This is a genomic window from Thalassospira sp., assembly GCF_040218635.1.
In the GTDB taxonomy this organism is placed as follows: Bacteria; Pseudomonadota; Alphaproteobacteria; order Rhodospirillales; family Thalassospiraceae; genus Thalassospira.
Genome location: NZ_JAVJRB010000013.1, coordinates 169820 through 184360, shown reverse-complemented (window position 1 = coordinate 184360; position 14541 = coordinate 169820). Strand labels below are relative to the sequence as shown.

Annotated in this window: 16 protein-coding genes and 1 pseudogene; 3 read left to right on the top strand and 14 right to left on the bottom strand. The window is 53.5% G+C overall.

What is annotated here, in order from left to right; translation table 11 throughout:
* Positions 1–61: 61 nt before the first annotated feature.
* From RIC05_RS20050 to RIC05_RS20015, 8 genes are all read right to left on the bottom strand, one after another.
* Positions 62–790, bottom strand: coding sequence for a DUF899 domain-containing protein (locus RIC05_RS20050; RefSeq protein WP_350047168.1), 729 nt, complete (start codon positions 788–790; stop codon positions 62–64).
* A gap of 51 nt (positions 791–841) precedes the next feature.
* Positions 842–1081: a hypothetical protein gene (locus tag RIC05_RS20045; protein WP_350047167.1), complete on the bottom strand. Its 240-nt coding sequence runs from the start codon at positions 1079–1081 to the stop codon at positions 842–844.
* A gap of 298 nt (positions 1082–1379) precedes the next feature.
* Entirely contained in the window at positions 1380–1739 is a 360-nt protein-coding gene (locus RIC05_RS20040; RefSeq protein WP_350047166.1) for a hypothetical protein, read from the bottom strand.
* Positions 1740–1751: 12 nt separating this feature from the next.
* The gene (locus tag RIC05_RS20035) at positions 1752–3392 is read right to left on the bottom strand and encodes an MFS transporter (protein ID WP_350047165.1); all 1641 of its coding nucleotides are present in this window, start codon (positions 3390–3392) and stop codon (positions 1752–1754) included.
* Between the two features lie 213 nt (positions 3393–3605).
* Positions 3606–4058, bottom strand: a complete 453-nt coding sequence (locus RIC05_RS20030; protein WP_350047164.1) for an SRPBCC family protein — start codon at positions 4056–4058, stop codon at positions 3606–3608.
* Complete coding sequence (locus RIC05_RS20025) at positions 4058–4471, bottom strand: ArsR/SmtB family transcription factor (protein WP_350047163.1); 414 nt, start codon at positions 4469–4471, stop codon at positions 4058–4060. The genes RIC05_RS20030 and RIC05_RS20025 overlap by 1 nt, the downstream gene beginning before the upstream one ends.
* 117 nt (positions 4472–4588) lie before the next feature.
* Positions 4589–4867, bottom strand: coding sequence for a HigA family addiction module antitoxin (locus RIC05_RS20020; protein ID WP_350047162.1), 279 nt, complete (start codon positions 4865–4867; stop codon positions 4589–4591).
* A gap of 76 nt (positions 4868–4943) precedes the next feature.
* The gene (locus RIC05_RS20015) at positions 4944–6164 is read right to left on the bottom strand and encodes a DUF6236 family protein (protein ID WP_350047161.1); all 1221 of its coding nucleotides are present in this window, start codon (positions 6162–6164) and stop codon (positions 4944–4946) included.
* A gap of 174 nt (positions 6165–6338) precedes the next feature.
* Here RIC05_RS20015 and RIC05_RS20010 point away from each other — a divergent pair.
* A pseudogene (locus RIC05_RS20010) lies at positions 6339–6833 on the top strand (diguanylate cyclase domain-containing protein); the annotation flags it as partial.
* Positions 6834–6923: 90 nt separating this feature from the next.
* On the opposite strand, the gene RIC05_RS20005 reads toward RIC05_RS20010, so the two are convergent.
* From RIC05_RS20005 to RIC05_RS19995, 3 genes are all read right to left on the bottom strand, one after another.
* The gene (locus RIC05_RS20005) at positions 6924–7052 is read right to left on the bottom strand and encodes a hypothetical protein (RefSeq protein ID WP_350047160.1); all 129 of its coding nucleotides are present in this window, start codon (positions 7050–7052) and stop codon (positions 6924–6926) included.
* Positions 7049–9775, bottom strand: coding sequence for a DUF2339 domain-containing protein (locus RIC05_RS20000; RefSeq protein WP_350047159.1), 2727 nt, complete (start codon positions 9773–9775; stop codon positions 7049–7051). Before RIC05_RS20000 ends, RIC05_RS20005 begins: the two co-directional genes overlap by 4 nt.
* A 235-nt stretch (positions 9776–10010) precedes the next feature.
* The gene (locus tag RIC05_RS19995) at positions 10011–11930 is read right to left on the bottom strand and encodes an ABC-F family ATP-binding cassette domain-containing protein (protein ID WP_350047158.1); all 1920 of its coding nucleotides are present in this window, start codon (positions 11928–11930) and stop codon (positions 10011–10013) included.
* A 377-nt stretch (positions 11931–12307) separates the two neighbouring features.
* Here RIC05_RS19995 and ndk point away from each other — a divergent pair, with 377 nt between their 5' ends.
* Complete coding sequence (gene ndk / locus RIC05_RS19990) at positions 12308–12730, top strand: nucleoside-diphosphate kinase (RefSeq protein WP_022734236.1); 423 nt, start codon at positions 12308–12310, stop codon at positions 12728–12730.
* 93 nt (positions 12731–12823) lie between these two features.
* Here ndk and RIC05_RS19985 read toward each other — a convergent pair whose 3' ends face one another.
* Entirely contained in the window at positions 12824–12961 is a 138-nt protein-coding gene (locus tag RIC05_RS19985; RefSeq protein WP_350044180.1) for a hypothetical protein, read from the bottom strand.
* A gap of 330 nt (positions 12962–13291) precedes the next feature.
* Here RIC05_RS19985 and RIC05_RS19980 point away from each other — a divergent pair, with 330 nt between their 5' ends.
* Positions 13292–13837: a P-loop nucleotide/nucleoside kinase family protein gene (locus RIC05_RS19980; RefSeq protein WP_350047157.1), complete on the top strand. Its 546-nt coding sequence runs from the start codon at positions 13292–13294 to the stop codon at positions 13835–13837.
* A 73-nt stretch (positions 13838–13910) separates the two neighbouring features.
* On the opposite strand, the gene RIC05_RS19975 is transcribed toward RIC05_RS19980, so the two are convergent.
* Complete coding sequence (locus tag RIC05_RS19975) at positions 13911–14069, bottom strand: aa3-type cytochrome c oxidase subunit IV (protein WP_350047156.1); 159 nt, start codon at positions 14067–14069, stop codon at positions 13911–13913.
* A gap of 79 nt (positions 14070–14148) precedes the next feature.
* Complete coding sequence (locus tag RIC05_RS19970; protein WP_350047155.1) at positions 14149–14541, bottom strand: hypothetical protein; 393 nt, start codon at positions 14539–14541, stop codon at positions 14149–14151.

Sequence of the window (14541 nt, the reverse complement as noted above, 5' to 3'; positions counted from 1 at the left end):
CAAAAAAAGTAAAAAGTCCGCGTGCCAAATCAGGCGCGCGGGCTTTTTATTTTTGTAGGATTTAGTGACAGCAGGAATCGGTCTTTTTGTAATCCTCATACAAATCATGCAGCTTCACCCAGTTCATCACCCCGTCCTCGTTTCGACCCTTCGGGGTCATGTCGAGAAATGTGTGTGCGCCGATCAAGGCATCACCGGCACGGGCATAACTGGAATAGGTGTGGAAAATCTCGCCGGTGTCGGAATCGCGGACAAAGACGCTTTCGCCGTGCAGGTCTTCCATCTTGCCTTGATAGGGGCGGAAGTTATAGGTCGCGGTGCCCGCTGCGACGTCTTCCGGGCGGAAAGAAGCATCAAAATCATAATTGAAGTCCGACCCGGCCGAAGAAAACCACGGGAAGTCCCAGTTCATGCGTTTCTTGAACGGTTCAAATTCGGCAAGCGGTGCGCGCGAGACGACAACCAGCGTCACATCATGATGTTTAAGATGCAGGTTGGCGCCGTCAAAATGATCGGCAAGGAAGGAACAGCCAACACAGCCTTCTTTCCAGCCCGGCCCGAACATGAAGTGATAGACAATCAGCTGGCTGCGCCCGTCAAACAGATCGGCCAGCGACTTTTTGCCATCGGGCGTGTCAAAGACATAGTCCTTGTCCACCCGGACCCAGGGTAAAGCACGGCGTTCTTCACACAGGCGGTCATAGGCCCGCATATGGTCTTTTTCACGTTTCAAATGGGCCTGACGTGCTGTGAGCCATTCGGCACGCGATACAATGTCGGGGCGCGTCATATCGGTTCTCCTTGTCTGTTATCAGTCGGTGAAGTCCATCGGTTTTCTGCGTCATTTCGGTAAGGCCGGTAAGTCCGGTAAGGCATGGTGGATCGGTTCTGTTCGTTCGGTTTGCGCTTGCGCGGTTCCCTGTTCCCAGACATGGCGGTGCAGGGACCAGTCGATTTCGGTCCAGCCGCGTTCGACCATCCAGTCGGGGCCGGGGCGTTCGGCGGTGATTTCCGCCCCGAACCAGTTGGCCAGTTTGGCAATGCGTTTATTGCCGCTGGCGGTATCGCCGATGATTGTCACAAGATCGAGTTCGCGAAAACTTTAAAGCATGTTGTATTTAATCTGCACCATTTTGCCGGAGACAGCCTTCTGTCCGGCGAGGAAAGGGCCGCAGGACGTAGCGGGGCTACGTTCAAGGGGTTTGACGCTGCGGGACAGAAGACTGTCCCGGCCCGAAGGGTTTGATTTTGGCGGCCTTTGGCGTCGTTACACCGTTTGACCGATGCGCCGCATCGCTCTGCACGCTGTGCCTTGCCAAACGACACGCCAAAAACAAACAAAATGATGCAGATTAAATGCAACATGCTTTCGGCAATCATCAGGGCCGCTGCCTCGACCGCGGCACGGTAACGGCCCCAATGGGCGGGGGAGAGTTCGATGCCGAACGTCGCACTGTTGGCCGGTGTATCGCGGCAGCGCAGGCCGGTACATCCAATGAGTTCCGATCAAAAATCCCGATCTGGAAATTGCGGCGCGGCTGCGCGTGCTGCCAGTCAAGAAAACGGTCAAACAGGGCGTTGCTGCGATCACGCGTTTCGGCGCTATCGGGATGGCCATATAACGCACGGTAGCGTTCATCCATCTGACAGGCGATGAAACCGGCCCGGTCGGTTTCGATGAAATCGCGAAAGACGAACCGTGTGCTGTGCAAATGCACGGGAAATTCAGGTCCTCGCATGGCTGTCCTCCCCTAATCGATGGTGCCCGACACATAGGCGGGCTGTTTTAGGGCCGGATCAATCACGGCATCGCCGTCCGCCCCGGCATCGTCACTGGCGTCGTGACTGTCGCTGGCGTCACAGTGTGCATCGCGCAGTGACATCAGGGTGCCAATGGCCGATAGAACCATCAAAATGGTGCAGATGATCGAAATGACCTGAAGCCCGTCGGTAAAGGCGGCGCGTGCCATGGGCAAGATGTCGGACGACAGGGCCACAGGAAGATCGGTCAGCGCATTGACCGCCCCGCCCAGCGTGCTGCGAATGGCATCTGCGGCCGTGGCGTCAATGTTTGATGGCACGGCGTTAAGCATAACACCGCGATAGATGGCGGTGCCGACACTGCCCAAAATGGCAATGCCAAGTGCGCCGCCAAGCTCGGCACTGGTTTCTGACATGGCGGCGGCCGATCCGGCCCGATCCGACGGGGCAGAGGCCACGACCATATCGGTGCAGATCATGGCAACCGGTGTGATGCCCAGTGAAAAGATCGTTGCCCCGGCGACAAGCATATAGAGACTGACGACACTGCCCGGCCAGGACAGCATACCAAAGCCAAGTGCGGTCAGGATCAAGGCGGCAGTCATCACCTGTCCGGGCTTATAACGGCCGATCAGAACCGGTGCGCCCATCGATCCGACGATCCCGGCAACCGTTGCGGGCAACATCGAAAGCCCGGCCTGAATCGGGGTAAGCCCGATGACAAGTTGCAGGGCCTGGGACAGGAACATGAAATAGGCCATCCCGGCAAAGATCACTGCCGTTTGAATGACAATCGGCAGTGCGATGGTTTTCTGTTTAAGCAGATCCAGATCAAGCAACGGGTCGGCCAGTTTGCGCTGACGGCGAAAGAAAACCCACGCCCCAAATAGACCAAAGACAAGGGACGCAAGCGCATCGATGCCAAAGCCGTAAGCAGCAAAGACCTTGACCCCGTAAATGATCGCAAGAACCGAGCAAAGCGAGAGGGCGGCACTGAACAGATCAAGCCGGCCAAAGCTTTCGGCCTTGTGTTCGGGCAGCAGGATCGGGGCGACGATCAACAACAGCGCCATCACCGGCACATTGAGCAAAAACACCGCCCCCCACCAGAAATAGCTGAGCACCACACCGCCCAGAAGCGGCCCGGCCGCCGTGCCGACCATGAAGGTGGTCATCCATGCGGCAATGGCAAAGGAGCGTTCCTTGTCATTGTGAAACATGGTGCGGATCAGCGACAGGGTAGAGGGCATCAAGGTCGCCCCGGCAACGCCCAGAACACCGCGGGCGAAAATCAGCATTTCCGGCGTATCGGAAAAGGCGGCAAGGACGGAGGCCGCGCCAAAGCACCCGCCGCCAATCATCAGAAGTTTGCGACGCCCGATCCGGTCGCCAAGGGTGCCCATCGTGATCAGCGATCCGGCGATGAAAAAGCCGTAGATATCGACAATCCACAGCAACTGGTCGCTGGTCGGGTTGAGGCTTGCAGTCAGATGGGGCACGGCAAGATGCAGGACCGTCATATCCATGGCGATCAGAAGGCACGGCAAGGTCAGAACCAGAAGACCGATCCATTCCTTGCTGGTGGCTTTGGTGTCATGCGGGGCGGTGTCGGGATGGTTTGGGGCGCTCATGTCTTGTTCCTGTATTTCCATGGTGGTGGCTTGTGTTTAGCTGCTTTGTGTTCTGTGTCGGCGCATTGTCCGGGTTCCCGCCTTTGCTGCAATGACGGAACTGTGGGGCGTTTCGGTTCCGTTCGTCACGCCCGCGAAGGCGGCGTCCAGTATGCTCGGCGGTCTTACGTCGGGGCGATGGTCGGACCTTAACCATGGTTAAGGTCAAGGGTGTTATGTGATGCTTGCGCAAAAGGTTTCGAGTTTGTCCAATGTGCTGTTCCAGCCGCCTTCGTGACCGTCGCGGGCGGCCTGATCGGCGAATTGTTCGTGATGCAGAACAAGGATGGTTGCCGTGCCGTTCGCATCCGGTGCAAGGGTAACTGTGACGTGGGATACGCGTTCGGGCATGGTGATCCATTGCCAGCTAAAGGACAGCTTTCGGTCGGTTTCAACCGCATCATAGGTGCCGCTGACATCGTGAATTTCCCCGTCTTGGCCGGGTTCCCTGAACCGGATGCGAAAGCCGCCGCCAACCCGGACATCGACCTTGGCATCAATCATTTCGCAGTCATGCGGTGACCACCATTGCGCAAGTTTTTGCCCATCGGTCCAGGCGGCAAAAACCGTTGCCGGTGGGGCGGCAAGGCGGCGCCGGATCGTCAGGCTTGGTTTTTGTCGTTCCATTACGAGGCCTTTTTTGCGGTTGGCTTGGGCCGTTTGGGCGATTTGGCCGATTTGGCGGTTTCAGGGCCCAAACCGGTATCGGGGGCGGCTTCGACAAAGGCGGCAAGTCGATCGAGGCGTTCGGCCCAGAAATGTTCATAGCGCGACAGCCATTCCATGGCGTGTGCCATCTTTTCGGGCTGAAGCCGGATATTGACGGTGCGCCCGGTTTTTTGCCGACGGATCAGCCCGGCATCGGACAGGACGGTCAAATGCTTCATCACGGCGGGCAGCGAGACATCAAACGGTTGTGCGAGTTCGCTGACCGACAGGCCGTCTTCGCCTTCCTCCAACCGGGCCAGCAGCGCGCGGCGCGTCGGATCGGCGAGGGCGGCGAAAATGTTGTTCAGGTCGGCTTCTTGATACTTAACCATGGGGTTAAGTATTGAATGAAAAAATCCGGTGAGTCAATCACGGGTTGTTGATTGGTGATGGATAAAACAATGCTCCTGACAGGCTGGTGTCAGGAGCATTACTGAAATCCCGGATTTTCAGGCAGGAAGGAAGGGGGGTTGCGCGGCAACCGGAGAGGTAACCGGACGGGCGCGCTCAATCCGTTCGCGGCGATCCGGGATGTTCAGGGCATCCCACAGGTCGTTCCGCGTCTGGATGTTGATCCAGAATTCGGCACTGTTGCCAAAGACGCGGGCGAGAATAAGGGCGGTATCGGCGGTAATCCGGCGGCGATTGTTGCTCAACTCGTTCACATGCTTGCGCGGAACCCCCATGGCGTCGGCGAAGGCGGTCTGGGTTAGTGCCATCGGTTCCATAAAGTTGTGCGACTAGCCAACTCAATAGTGCCATTTTCAGTTCAGTGATAACAAAACGGGGTAGTTGACTTGCTATCTATGCTTCGTTGAAGTCGGGTAGGCCAAAGTTAGAATTGATATCATGAAGGTAGGAGAAGGGATTGCGTGCGCGGGTTTTTTGGTTAGACAAATATCCCCGAACACCGATATCTGCCGCAGCGAGAGCGGCCCCTGCGCCCAGCAATGCCGGTCCAGTTAAACCTGTAAAGTAGGCTAGTGCCCCTGCAGACGGTACTGAAATTGTAAGTGCTCTATATGCGCCTTCCCAAACAGTGGCAATTGATTGCTGTTCGAGTTCTTTCTTCAGAGCACGTAGGCTGGGTTCTATGTCTTTGGTATAAACGTTTTGTGCACGAGAAAAAATCTCACGCCCTTCTAATTCGCCGTTACAGGTAAGCTGCTCGGATAATTCGTTTATTTTGTTCGAAAAGTCCAAGTATTGGTCTTTTCTTTTTTCTCTGAATTTGATCAGTTTGGAAACTGGAACGGATGGGTCGACTTTCAACCCACGCATGACAACCCCGACCATTGCTCCTTCTGCGTTTTTTGGAGATGAATCTACGATATCGTCAAACATAAACCGGAATGACATGCTTTGGGCCCGCTCAAACGATGTTAATGGGGAGATTGCCAATTTCTGAGAGAGCTGGGAGGCTAATGCCGACATATAGGCATCTGCAAAACGACTGTCGACTAATAACCATTCTTCATTGGGCATATCATATGTTTGGCTCCTCTCGAACAAATCGCGCATCACATGAGGCATCTTCTCTGGATGCATTTGTGCCATCTTAACATCACGAAACATACGACGTATGCTTGGAGGAACTTTCCCCCGATGCATGTGAGCCAAACCAAATTGGAAGGCTAATTCTCTGACTTCGGGCGACATTTTTCTCGGATGCATTCCAATCTCATAGAATGCATCTTCTATGTCCCAACCAACTTCATCGGCCAAATGAATTGTCTCAAATACATGGTTCCTCGTTCCTTTAGCCTGCCGCCAGTCATTATTATTTCGTTCTGCCAAGCGTAAGATTTTGCGGCCTAGTTCGTCGATCACATGAGGATGCAAATCACATCTTAGAGGTTTCAAGTAACCCTCTGCGAAGCAAATTTGTGTATCTTCATTCCGATAGGGGTCTTCAATTGCGCTTGGAGCAATTGTCTGAATTTCGTCCCAAAATAGAATTGCGGATCGAAGCCAAATTGGATCATGAATATCAATATGTGGAAAATACAAAGCTGAACCAAGCATCAATTAATCCTCCCTTATTCAATTTAAAATATATATTCAATAATTAGGAAAGTTAAATAAATAAAAGGTCGTAGCATTCGCAAATTGGTATATTTTTGGGTTTATTGTGCAAACATTCGAAAAAGGGGACCGTCCCCTTTTTAGGCGCCACAGGAACTTTGGCGCCAGGCCAACCATGATGCCCTGACCGGTCTTCCGAACCGCTTGTTGTTTGAAGATCGTCTGGAAGTCGCCTGTGGACATGCCGAGAATGAAGGCCATTCAATCGCGCTTCTCTATATCGATCTGGACGGGTTCAAACCGATCAATGACCGTTACGGCCATGAAGTGGGGGATCAGGTTCTGCGCAAAGTTGGCGAACGGGTCAAAAACACGATCCGTCAGGGCGATACGGTTGCCCGTCTTGGCGGCGATGAATTTGCCGTCATTGCCGATGATGTCAAAGGACGGGAAGAAGCCGAATGGGTGGCACAGAAAATTACCGCATCGATCCAGCGCGTGATGGAAATTGGCGGGATTAATGTGTCGGTCGGGGCCAGTATCGGGATCGCGATATTCCCGACCGATAGCCGCGAAACGGTCGCACTCCTTGGCCTTGCCGATGATAAAATGTATCAGCAAAAGCGGATCAGAAAGTCAGTGGACGAGCGACAGAACATATCCTCATGATCTGGGCGCGTTGCCCCAATAAAAAAGGACAGGCCGGAGATTTCTGCCTGTCCTTTTTGTTGTGCATTTCTCAAAACTGCGATGCTGCGGCTAGGCCACCATCGCGTCATATTCTTCCTGCTTTTCGATCCATTTCTGTTCGACCATGGCGAGGTCGTTTTCGACTTTCGAAAGCTCCTGGCGGGTTTTGGCCAGTTTGTCGGCATGGGCTTCTATCAATCTGGATCCTGATTTTCCGGCGTCTCGTTTTGGCGGGCAAGGACGCGCTGATAGAACAGTCCGATGCCAATCAAGACAATGCCAAGTCCGATAAATGACAAGGCACGCCAGATGCCTTCGAGGCTGGACATATCAAACATAAACGCCTTGGCAATTGCCAGGACGACGAATGCTGCTGATGCCATGCGCAGATGCTGCGACTTACGCCAGACGCCATAGGCAAGAAGAGCAATACCAAAGCCAAGCCATGCTATGGAATAGCTATAGAGTTCTGGTGACGACCAGCGCAGCGACATGCCGATGTAACCGCTGTGGAAAACATGGCGTATTTCAAGCGTAATCCAGCAAAAGGCCAATAGGATAGATAGAATGCCTGCTGTGCGACGATAGATCGACAGTTCGCCTACGGATAGCCGTGTGGCAAGGAGTCCTGTGAGGATTGCCGGAATCAAATAGGCCGAGAACAGCAGGTTGAACAGGAGCCCATCACCAATGAACTCGTTGGTAAACAAGGGGTTGAGGAACGCAAGGTTAAGGGCGCCGAGCAAAATGAACCCGAGAATCCCAAGGGCGTGAATACATTGCGTGATGACAGGGCTGCGCAGTGACAGATCCAGACGTTGCAGGCCAATGGCGGCGGATAGGGCAAGAAGGGCTTGTAAGCTCCATTCCATCAGGGTGTCGGGCGCTGAATAGAAGGCACCCTGATTGGTAGCGTGATGAAGGATAACAGCGCCGGTCGCAAGGCTTGTGAAAATTGCCAGCCCTTCGAAGGCAAGGCGATGGCGGACACCCCCGCTTTTATCCCCCATCTGACGGAGTTTCCAGACACAGGCCCAAAACGCCAGTGCCGGACCGCCATAGCCCCACAAAAGGGCATTGAAAACCGGGGTTGTGCCCAATTTGTCTACTGGAACAATGGTTGGTTGCCAGACAATTGCCAGAAGAACCAACATCCCAATGCCAAAGGCTGTCTTGGTAAGGCCTGGCAGTGGCCAACGGTCACTGACCCAGATTGTTGCGACAGCAAGGGAAGAAAGGCCCAGAGGCAGCCAGCCATCGCCAAGCAAAATAAACATCGCAGTCGCGATCATGCCGATTGTCCCGACGCAATAGGTCGCAAGTACGGGGTCGCGATCATGGGACGAAGATGGCATTTTGCGTTCAATGATGGCCAATGCGCCAAGGAAGGCGGCAGCAAGGGCCAGCGCAAATCCGCCAAAGAAAAGATCGACATCAAGAATCTCGCTGCGCCAAAGCGCAATCAGGAACAGACCGATGGGACCAGATACCCCGGCAACCGCCATAGACCGGCGCGCTGTGGAGAACAGGGCCCCTGCAAATCCACCAACCCAAAGCAAGAAGCCAAGCCCAAGTCCGGTCAGAAGGAAAGACTGTGCATCTGGCAGTACTCCGAATTTATCGACTGCATTGGTAAGGATGGGTTGATCAAATAGCAACGGATCAATGGAAATGCGTATATCCCATCCAAGATAGCCAATCAGGGCTAACAACGGTGCGGCTAATGCGATGTAGGATAGAACAGGGAAAAAGGCAGCGGTTGCCAGCAACAGGGTCAAAGTGATCATCAGGGTTGCAGTCCCGGTGGCATCATATCCGCTGTGATGAAGCAAATAGAGAACAAGCCAACCATTCCCTGCGATCAGGAGGGATGATTTCCAGTCAATGTCCCCCGGAATCTGTGCCCGATCACGGGGGTAAACGCCAAGGGCAAAAACACCAATTGCAGCCAAAAGAACTGCAATGTCATAAAAGGCCAATGCAGTGCTCATATCGGCAGGGGCGGCAAAGGCCAAAACATGACCCCAGATGAAACCGGCAATCGCAGTTGTCATGGCAAACCAATGCCATTTGCGCAACCGTGCAATCCCATAACTGCCAGCCGTAATGACCAACCCGTAAAACGCAAGAACCCAAGGGGCGGGATCATTAGACTGAACCAAGAATGGCACGATGTAACTGGCCAAAAGCCCGGTAGAGGCAACCAACGGTCCCTGCAATAGTGCAAGTGCGAGCGTACCGAGTGCGACAATTGCCATCAGGACAAAGGCTGTTGCCGGACCAATCATACCATAAAGCAAATGGGCCGAAAAAATGGTGGCAAAGGCGGTGGTTGTTCCAGCCAAGGTCAAAACACCGGGAATGTAACCTGCATTATTACCAGCACTGGCCGGAATCAGGGAGGGTTGGCGGCGCAAATATTCTCCGCTGCCAAACAAAGCGACAGCAAATAGGGCGGCTAGGATGATGCGTACAAGGGGGCTAACCAAGCCAGATTCGATGGAGTAGTGAACAAGGAAAATACCCCCTAAAACCAGCGTAAGTCCGCCGACCCAAACCGCCCAGCGCGTACCGATCTGTTCTTCAAAGCCGATGTCGCGCTGTTTTCGTGGTTCTGAAGTGGGGCTTTGCTGTTTTTGAGGCATTGCCGCAGACGTTGGCATGGCCGGTTTGTCGTTTGAAATCTGTGTGGTGCGGGCAACTTTCGGGGTGGTTTTGCTCGCTGATGGGGAAGGGGTGGTTTCCGCTTGTGCGGATTGTTGCGCGTGGCTTTCCGGGGTTGCCGATGTGGCTTGCAAAAGGCTGATCTGTTGTTCCAGCGCGTAGAGTTTCTGTTTGACCCGACGCATCTGGAAAAAGGCGATGATTCCCATGATCGCCCCGACGAACGTCATCAAGCCGATGACCCCTGTGAAAACCATCTCTGTTCAATCCTTCTTTACGCAGTGCACGGAGCGGGGTCAAAATTTCAACCTGTAATAGTCTTATTACAGTAATGGCAAAAACGCATTGGGAAAAGAGGGTTAAACATCAATGCGTAATGTGAAAGTCTAAATCACTGTAATTGGTTGGGCGAGGTGCGCATAAAAAAGGACAGGCTGGAAATTTCCGACCTGTCCTTTTTGTTGTGCATTTCTCAAAGCTACGATGCTGCGGCTAGGCCACCATCGCGTCATATTCTTCCTGCTTTTCGATCCATTTCTGTTCGACCATGGCGAGGTCGTTTTCGACTTTCGAAAGCTCTTGGCGGGTTTTGGCCAGTTTGTCGGCATTGGCGTCTTCGTAAAGGGTCGGGTCGGCCATATCGAGTTCGATCTTGGTCTTTTTGGCTGACAGTTTTTCCATGTCAGCTTCAAGCTTTTGAACTTCGCGTTTGACCGGGGCGGCGACTTTGCGTTTTTCCGCGGCCCGTTGGCGTTCGGCCTTACGGTCGCGTTTGGCGTCTTTGCCGTTGCCGTTGGAAGTGCCGTTGCTGTCGTCGTTGCCGTTTTTATTGGCACGGCGTTCCATGCGGGCACGGTCGAGAAGATATTGACGATATTCGGCAACGTCGCCTTCAAAGGCGGAGACTGTGCCATCAGAAACCAGAACAAGACGATCCGCGCAGGCTTCGATCAAATATGGATCGTGGCTGATGATAATCACCGCACCTTCATAGGCATTCAGCGCATGGTTGAGCGCATCGCGGCTGTCGATGTCCAAATGGTTGGTCGGCTCATCGAGGATGAGCATATGCGGGGCATCAAGGGTCATGAGCGCAAACAGCAAACGCGCCTTTTCGCCACCGGAAAGGTCTTTGACCTTGGTGTCGCCTTTCTGGCCTTCGAAGGCAAAGCGGCCCAACTGGGCGCGGACTTTATGTTCGATCACATCGGGCATCAGGGATGCCATATGCTGATAGGGGGTTTCATCGCCGCGGAGCTCATCGGTCTGGTGCTGGGCAAAATAGCCGATGCGCAGTTTGTTCGATGATGCCTTTTCACCCGACATCAGCTGCAAGCGGTCAGCCAGAAGCTTTGCCAGGGTCGATTTACCGTTCCCGTTCGCACCCAAAAGCGCGATGCGGTCATCCATATCAATGCGCAGGCTGATATTGCGCAAGACCGGCTTGCCTTCGGTATAGCCAACATCGCCCTCGTGAATATTGATCAGGGGCGGTGGTAGTTCTTTCGGGCTTGGGAAGTCAAACGAAATGCCGCGATCTTCGACAACCGGGATCGCCGGACCCATTTTCTCCAGCATCTTGATACGGCTTTGGGCCTGTTTGGCTTTGCTGGCCTTGGCCCGGAAGCGATCGATAAAGGATTGCAGGTGCTTTTGCTGGGCGATCTGTTTGTCGTAATGCTTGGAGGCAAGTTCAAGCTGTTCACGCCGGGTCTTGGCGAATTTGTCGTAATTGCCGCCATAGAGGGTTACCGTACCATCATGGAGATGGGCGATGGTTTTGACCGCACGGTTCAAAAGATCGCGATCGTGACTGATCAGAATGATCGTACCGGGATAATTGATCAGATAGTTTTCAAGCCAGATGGTGGCTTCAAGATCAAGGTGGTTGGTCGGCTCATCGAGCAGCAACAGATCAGGGCGCAGGAACAGGGTGGCGGCAAGGGCCACACGCATCCGCCAGCCACCGGAAAAGTCATCACAGGCACGTTGTTGCGCATCGGCATCAAAGCCAAGACCCGAAAGGATGGATGCAGCGCGCGCTTCGGCGGTGTGCGCATCAATATCGGCAAGGCGGGTATGGACTTCGGCAATCCGGTTGGGATCGGTGGTTGTTTCGGCTTCTTGCAGAAGGGATTCGCGTTCGGTATCGGCTGCCAGAACGGTTTCAAGCAAGGATCGGCTGCCAGACGGCGCTTCCTGGGAGACAACCCCCATGCGGGCGCGCTTGGACAGGCGCACATCGCCGCCATCGGTGGCCAGTTCCCCGGAAATCAGTTTGAGCAGGGTGGATTTACCCGCACCATTGCGCCCGATCAGGCCAACTTTGTGGCCAGCGGGGATGGTCAAGGAAACCTGGTCAAGAATGACGCGGCCACCAATGCGATAGGTGAGATCGGTAATTTGGAGCATTTTTTCGGTCGTTCTCTTGGTCGGTTCCGGGGAATCGTCAGGAATTCTGTGCCTTCAATAGGGCAGAGTGCATATAGAATCAAGGTTTCTTGAAAGTGTAACGGCTGGTGATCGGGGAACATGCGGGTCGATGCAACTGTCGGGAAAATCGCAGTTTTGCGGGTTTCGGGGCGTTTTGATTGCGCAGTGTGGACGGATGCACCTACCGCAGGTCTGGATTGCGCGGGCAGAACTATCTGTTGCGTTGCGGTCAATCCCCGTTTATATAGCGCCAACCTTTGGGTCTGTAGATGATAAGGGAATGCTTATGTATGTTCCTTTATCTTCTGCAGACCCGTCTTGGGGTAAAATTTTTTATAAGTAGCTAGGTGAAACCAATGGCTGTCGAACGCACTCTTTCGATCATCAAGCCGGACGCAACGCGCCGCAATCTGACTGGCAAAATCAATGCCGTCATCGAAGAAGCCGGCCTGCGCATTGTTGCGCAGAAGCGTGTCGCTCTGACCCGCGCTCAGGCTGAAGGTTTCTACGCAGTTCACAAAGAACGTTCGTTCTTCGGCGAACTGGTAGACTTCATGATTTCCGGCCCGGTTGTTGTCCAGGCTCTGGAAGGCGAAAACGCTGTTGCGACGTATCGCGAAGTAATGGGCGCAACCAACCCGGCAAATGCCGAGGAAGGCACCATTCGCAAACAGTTTGCAGAATCCATCGAAGCGAACTCGGTCCACGGTTCGGACTCGCTTGAAAATGCTGCAATCGAAATTGCATACTTCTTCGCACAGACCGAAATCGTCGGCTAAGCGTTAGAATACCCATTCCGGTCCATCCGGAACGAAAAACGCCCCGCAAATTGCGGGGCGTTTTTTTATGGCGAATTGGATAATTATAATTCTTCAATCTATCAGGAATGCGGCCATCAAAAGCAGCAAGACCGCGATGGAGAGCACACTCCAAAGCATAAACTTGGTCCAGTGGTGCCAGCCTTCTTCGTGTACGGCGACAAGATCGGTATCGTAATCGCTTCCTTGCATTGTTTCCTCCCCGATTGTTTCGGAATATTTGGGGGCATGGCACCCCCGTTATCACGCAAAGATAACGGATAAATCTTAGCGTCATTTAACCTATGGGTGAATAGGTTTTATTTTGATGTCTTTTTGTGCGCTGCGAAGAGCTGGACAAGCTTAAATGCCTGTGCCATCATTTTCGGATGGAAAACGTCATGACCCTTCACACCGCACGAATTTTTACCGCCTTTCATAGATAGGCGGGGTAGGAGCGTTTTGACCAAGTGATACCACCCGCCGGAGAGGCGGGTTTTTTGTGGCTGTCTCCCGGCCAAGTCCGAAACAGGAGACACATCGATGCCGCAATCTGAATTAACCCATCCCCGAAATCCGCGCAGCGCACCTGACCGTGTAACGCCAATGCTGCATATGATGTGCGGCAAAATTGCTGCGGGAAAATCGACATTGGCGGCCGAACTGGCACGTAAACCCGGTACGGTTTTGATTGCCGAAGATGAATGGCTTTCGACCCTGTTTGGCGATCAGATGCAGTCGGTCGGGGACTATGTGCGCCTGTCGGCCAAGCTGCGTGCGGTGATGGGGCCGCATATCAGCATGTTGTTGCTTGGCGGGGTGTCTGTTGTGCTGGATTTCCAAGCAAATACAATACGTTCGCGCAACTGGATGCGCAGTGTGTTTGAAGATGTCGGGGCAGGGCACAAGCTGCATTTTCTTGATCTGGATGAAGATATTTGCATGCAGAGGTTACGTGCGCGCAACCTTGCCGGGACGCATCAATTTGCCGCCAGTGACGCGCAGTTTCATCAAATCTGTGCCGGGTTCGAACCGCCAAGCGATGACGAGGGATTTGATATGATCACATATGACAGCGATACGATCTGAGCATAAAAAAAGCTGCCGAAATTCGGCAGCTTTTAAATTCGGATATCATCCCGGATCAATGCCGGTTGGCAGATCACAGAAGGAAGATTGCCATCAGGATCAGAATGGCGATCACTGAAATGGTGCCCCATTTCATAAACGCGGTATAGCCGTTATAGATATCGACGTGGGTTTCGGTGAGTTCGTAATCGTTACCCTGCAAACTTGCCTCCTGCACTTTGGGATTTTTCAAATGTATATCCACGAAGTTGGTGCAGTGCAAGATGTCAATTAACCGTTGATATTATTCCTTTGACCAAGATCACACCGGCTTATCTGCCGGTTTCCTTGCAGGCAAAGGGCAGAAACGATCCGGTGGCACCTTCATTCATCAATTTGACCGCCATCAGGTTGGCATAATCAAGTTCGCCCGGACTGTTGGGACAAACGTAACTGCGTTGGGTACAACCAGATGCGATGAAGGCGGTTTCTTGATCATCAAACAGCGCACTTGTTGTGTTTTCGGGCATTGTTGCGCGGGTTTCATCGCGGTGCTGTTGATAAAGCGCGCATTTGGTTTCGCGCCAGCTTGCAGTTTGGGTCGCGCTTTGGGCCGCGGTTTGGGCTGCACTTTGAGCTGTGCTGTGGGTAAGCGACAGGCCGATCGGCAGGGTGAGGGACACAAGCATGAGGCCAAGGACGGCATTGCGAACGGATTTCTTCAT

What these genes read in the sequence shown, in the direction of transcription:
- RIC05_RS20050 (WP_350047168.1), bottom strand. Translation starts at nt 790, where the DNA reads ATGACGCGCCCCGACATTGTATCGCGTGCCGAATGGCTCACAGCACGT.
- RIC05_RS19970 (WP_350047155.1), bottom strand. Translation starts at nt 14,541, where the DNA reads ATGAAGAAATCCGTTCGCAATGCCGTCCTTGGCCTCATGCTTGTGTCC.
- RIC05_RS20025 (WP_350047163.1), bottom strand. Translation starts at nt 4,471, where the DNA reads ATGGTTAAGTATCAAGAAGCCGACCTGAACAACATTTTCGCCGCCCTC.
- RIC05_RS20020 (WP_350047162.1), bottom strand. Translation starts at nt 4,867, where the DNA reads ATGGAACCGATGGCACTAACCCAGACCGCCTTCGCCGACGCCATGGGG.
- ndk (WP_022734236.1), top strand. Translation starts at nt 12,308, where the DNA reads ATGGCTGTCGAACGCACTCTTTCGATCATCAAGCCGGACGCAACGCGC.
- RIC05_RS20015 (WP_350047161.1), bottom strand. Translation starts at nt 6,164, where the DNA reads ATGCTTGGTTCAGCTTTGTATTTTCCACATATTGATATTCATGATCCA.
- RIC05_RS20030 (WP_350047164.1), bottom strand. Translation starts at nt 4,058, where the DNA reads ATGGAACGACAAAAACCAAGCCTGACGATCCGGCGCCGCCTTGCCGCC.
- RIC05_RS20035 (WP_350047165.1), bottom strand. Translation starts at nt 3,392, where the DNA reads ATGAGCGCCCCAAACCATCCCGACACCGCCCCGCATGACACCAAAGCC.
- RIC05_RS19995 (WP_350047158.1), bottom strand. Translation starts at nt 11,930, where the DNA reads ATGCTCCAAATTACCGATCTCACCTATCGCATTGGTGGCCGCGTCATT.
- RIC05_RS20000 (WP_350047159.1), bottom strand. Translation starts at nt 9,775, where the DNA reads ATGGTTTTCACAGGGGTCATCGGCTTGATGACGTTCGTCGGGGCGATC.
- RIC05_RS19985 (WP_350044180.1), bottom strand. Translation starts at nt 12,961, where the DNA reads ATGCAAGGAAGCGATTACGATACCGATCTTGTCGCCGTACACGAAGAA.
- RIC05_RS19980 (WP_350047157.1), top strand. Translation starts at nt 13,292, where the DNA reads ATGCCGCAATCTGAATTAACCCATCCCCGAAATCCGCGCAGCGCACCT.
- RIC05_RS20040 (WP_350047166.1), bottom strand. Translation starts at nt 1,739, where the DNA reads ATGCGAGGACCTGAATTTCCCGTGCATTTGCACAGCACACGGTTCGTC.